Here is a 2967-nt window from a genome sequence, read left to right as displayed (position 1 = left end):
CGAACACCCAGCCGCCAAGTGCGTCATCCTGGAAAGCCACGGCCTGTTCACCTGGGGCGACACCCCCAGGGAATGCTACGAGACGACGATCTCAGTGATCAACCAGGCGATCGAATGGTTCGAGCGCCGCTCCGAGGGTGTCGCTATCTTCGGCGGTGAAGCGGTCAAGTCGCTCGACGCCACTGAGCGCCGTGCCATCGCGGCCAAACTGATGCCGAGGATTCGCGGCCTGATCTCGGAAAGGAGCCACAAAACAGGCCATTTCGACGATTCCACTGCTGTGCTCGAATTCGTCAACTCCAGGGATCTGCGCCCGCTGGCGGCACTCGGCACCTCATGCCCCGACCATTTCCTGCGCACCAAGATCCGCCCGCTGGTCATCGAATTCGATCCGGCAAAGCCCGATGTCGATGCCGTCATCGCGCGTCTTGCCGACGACATCGCCGAATATCGCGTTGGCTACCAGGCCTATTACGACAGCTGCAAGCATCCGGACTCGCCCGCCATCCGCGATCCCAATGCCGTCGTCTACCTGATGCCCGGCGTCGGCATGTTCACCTTCGCCGGCGACAAGGCGACGGCGCGCATCTCGGGCGAATTCTATGTCAACGCCATCAACGTCATGCGCGGCGCCTCCACCGTGTCGTCTTATGTCGGCCTGCCTGCACAGGAAGCCTTCGACATCGAGTACTGGCTGCTCGAAGACCTGAAGCTGCAGCGTATGCCGAAGCCGAAGTCGCTTGCCGGCCAGATCGCCCTGGTCACGGGTGGCGCCGGCGGCATCGGCCGCGCCACGGCCAACCGCCTGCTGCGCGAAGGCGCCTGCGTGGTGCTGGCCGACATCGACGAGACAGCACTGGCCAGCGCCAATGACGAACTGGCGAAAGTCTACGGCAGGGACTTCGTGCGGCCGGTGCTGATCAATGTCACCTCGGAGGAGCAGGTCATTTCGGGCTTTGCCGAGACAGCGGTCGAGTTCGGCGGCATCGACATTCTGGTATCGAATGCAGGGCTGGCCTCCTCGGCGCCGATCGAGGAGACGACGCTGGCGCTGTGGAACAAGAACATGGACATCCTGTCGACCGGTTATTTCCTGGTCTCGCGGGAAGCGTTCCGGCTGTTCCGCGCGCAGAAGATTGGCGGCAACGTCGTCTTCGTCGCCTCCAAGAACGGCCTTGCCGCATCGCCGAACGCCGCCGCCTATTGCACCGCCAAGGCTGCCGAGATCCATCTCGCCCGCTGCCTGGCGCTGGAGGGCGCGGAGGCGCAGATCAGGGTCAATGTCGTCAACCCGGACGCGGTGCTGCGCGGCTCGAAGATCTGGACCGGCGAGTGGAAGGAACAGCGCGCCGCCGCCTACAAGATGTCGACCGACGATCTGGAGGAGCACTATCGCTCGCGTTCGATGCTGAAGCGCTCGGTCTTCCCGGAAGACATCGCAGAGGCGATCTATTTCCTGGCGTCCGACATGTCGGCCAAGTCGACCGGCAACATCATCAATGTCGACGCGGGCAACGCCCAGTCGTTCACGCGCTGAGCGGAGGGGACGATGGAACACATCATCTCCGCCGACCTCGTCGACAAGGACAACGCCGCGCGCAAGGCAAACCTCGAGCGCGACTACGCCTCGCTCGGCGAGCGGCTCGACCGTCGCGGCATCGCCATCGACGCTATCAGAGACAAGGTCGAGAAATTCGCGGTGGCGATCCCGTCCTGGGGCGTCGGCACCGGCGGCACGCGCTTTGCCCGCTTTCCCGGTGCCGGCGAGCCACGCGATATCTTCGACAAGATCGAGGATTGCGCCGTCATCCAGCAATTGACGCAGGCGACGCCGACCGTTTCCCTGCACATTCCGTGGGACAAGGCCGATCCGAACCGGCTGAAGCAAGCGGCCTCGCGCTTTGGCCTCGGCTTCGACGCCATGAACTCCAACACCTTTTCCGACGCCAAGGACCAGAAGCTCTCCTACAAATTCGGCTCGCTGTCGCATGCCGACGCCGGCACGCGCCGGCAAGCGGTCGAGCACAATCTCGAATGCATCGAGATCGGCAAGACGCTCGGCTCCAAGGCGCTGACGGTGTGGATCGGCGACGGTTCGAACTTTCCCGGCCAGGTCAATTTCGCCAAGGCATTCGAGCGCTATCTCGACGCCATGAAAGAGGTCTACGCCGGACTGCCCGCCGACTGGAAGCTGTTCAGCGAGCACAAGATGTACGAGCCGGCCTTCTATTCCACCGTCGTGCAGGACTGGGGCACCAACTACATGATCGCGCAGGAGCTGGGCGACAAGGCGTTCTGTCTCGTCGACCTCGGCCACCATGCCCCAAACGTCAACATCGAGATGATCGTGTCGCGGCTGATCCAGTTCAAAAAACTCGGCGGCTTCCACTTCAACGATTCGAAATATGGCGACGACGATCTCGATGCCGGTTCGATCGATCCTTACCGGCTGTTTCTCGTCTTCAACGAACTGGTCGACGCCGAACTTTCCGGCGCCGAGGGGTTCGACCCGGCCCACATGCTCGACCAGAGCCACAACGTCACCGATCCGATCGAAAGCCTGATGCTATCGGCGGTCGAGGTGCAGCGCGCCTATGCGCAGGCGCTGCTGGTCGACCGCAAGGCGTTGGAAGATTTTCAGGATAGCAATGACGCGCTGATGGCGACGCAGACGCTGAAAGCGGCCTACCGCACCGATGTCGAGCCGATCCTCGCCATGGCGCGGCTGAAGACCGGCGGCGCCATCGACCCGGTCGCCGCCTATCGAGCGGCGGGTTACCGCGCCAAGGTTGCAGCGGAACGCCCTGCAGTCGCTGGCGGTTCGGGCGGCATTGTCTGAGGCCGAGCCGGCCCCCTCATCCGGCCGCTTTGCGGCCACCGCCCTCCGGGCGTTCGTTGTTCGAAAAGCCAAGCAGTTGGCTTTTCGCCCGCTGCGCGGACCACGCCTCACCCCCGCAGGGAGAAGAG

The 2967-nt window shown here is 63.5% G+C and carries 2 protein-coding genes; both read left to right on the top strand.

Annotated elements, in window-relative coordinates; genetic code table 11:
* Positions 1-1537 (top strand): bifunctional rhamnulose-1-phosphate aldolase/short-chain dehydrogenase (locus EN969_RS24565; RefSeq protein ID WP_127419467.1); only part of this gene is annotated, 1537 nt, incomplete at its 5' end.
* A gap of 12 nt (positions 1538-1549) precedes the next feature.
* Complete coding sequence (gene rhaI, locus EN969_RS24560; RefSeq protein ID WP_063170035.1) at positions 1550-2839, top strand: L-rhamnose catabolism isomerase; 1290 nt, start codon at positions 1550-1552, stop codon at positions 2837-2839.
* Positions 2840-2967: the final 128 nt, after the last annotated feature.

The organism is Mesorhizobium sp. M7A.F.Ca.CA.003.01.2.1, from assembly GCF_003998945.1.
GTDB classification, from domain to species: domain Bacteria; phylum Pseudomonadota; class Alphaproteobacteria; order Rhizobiales; family Rhizobiaceae; genus Mesorhizobium; species Mesorhizobium ciceri.
This window is presented reverse-complemented; position numbering and strand designations above follow the sequence as displayed.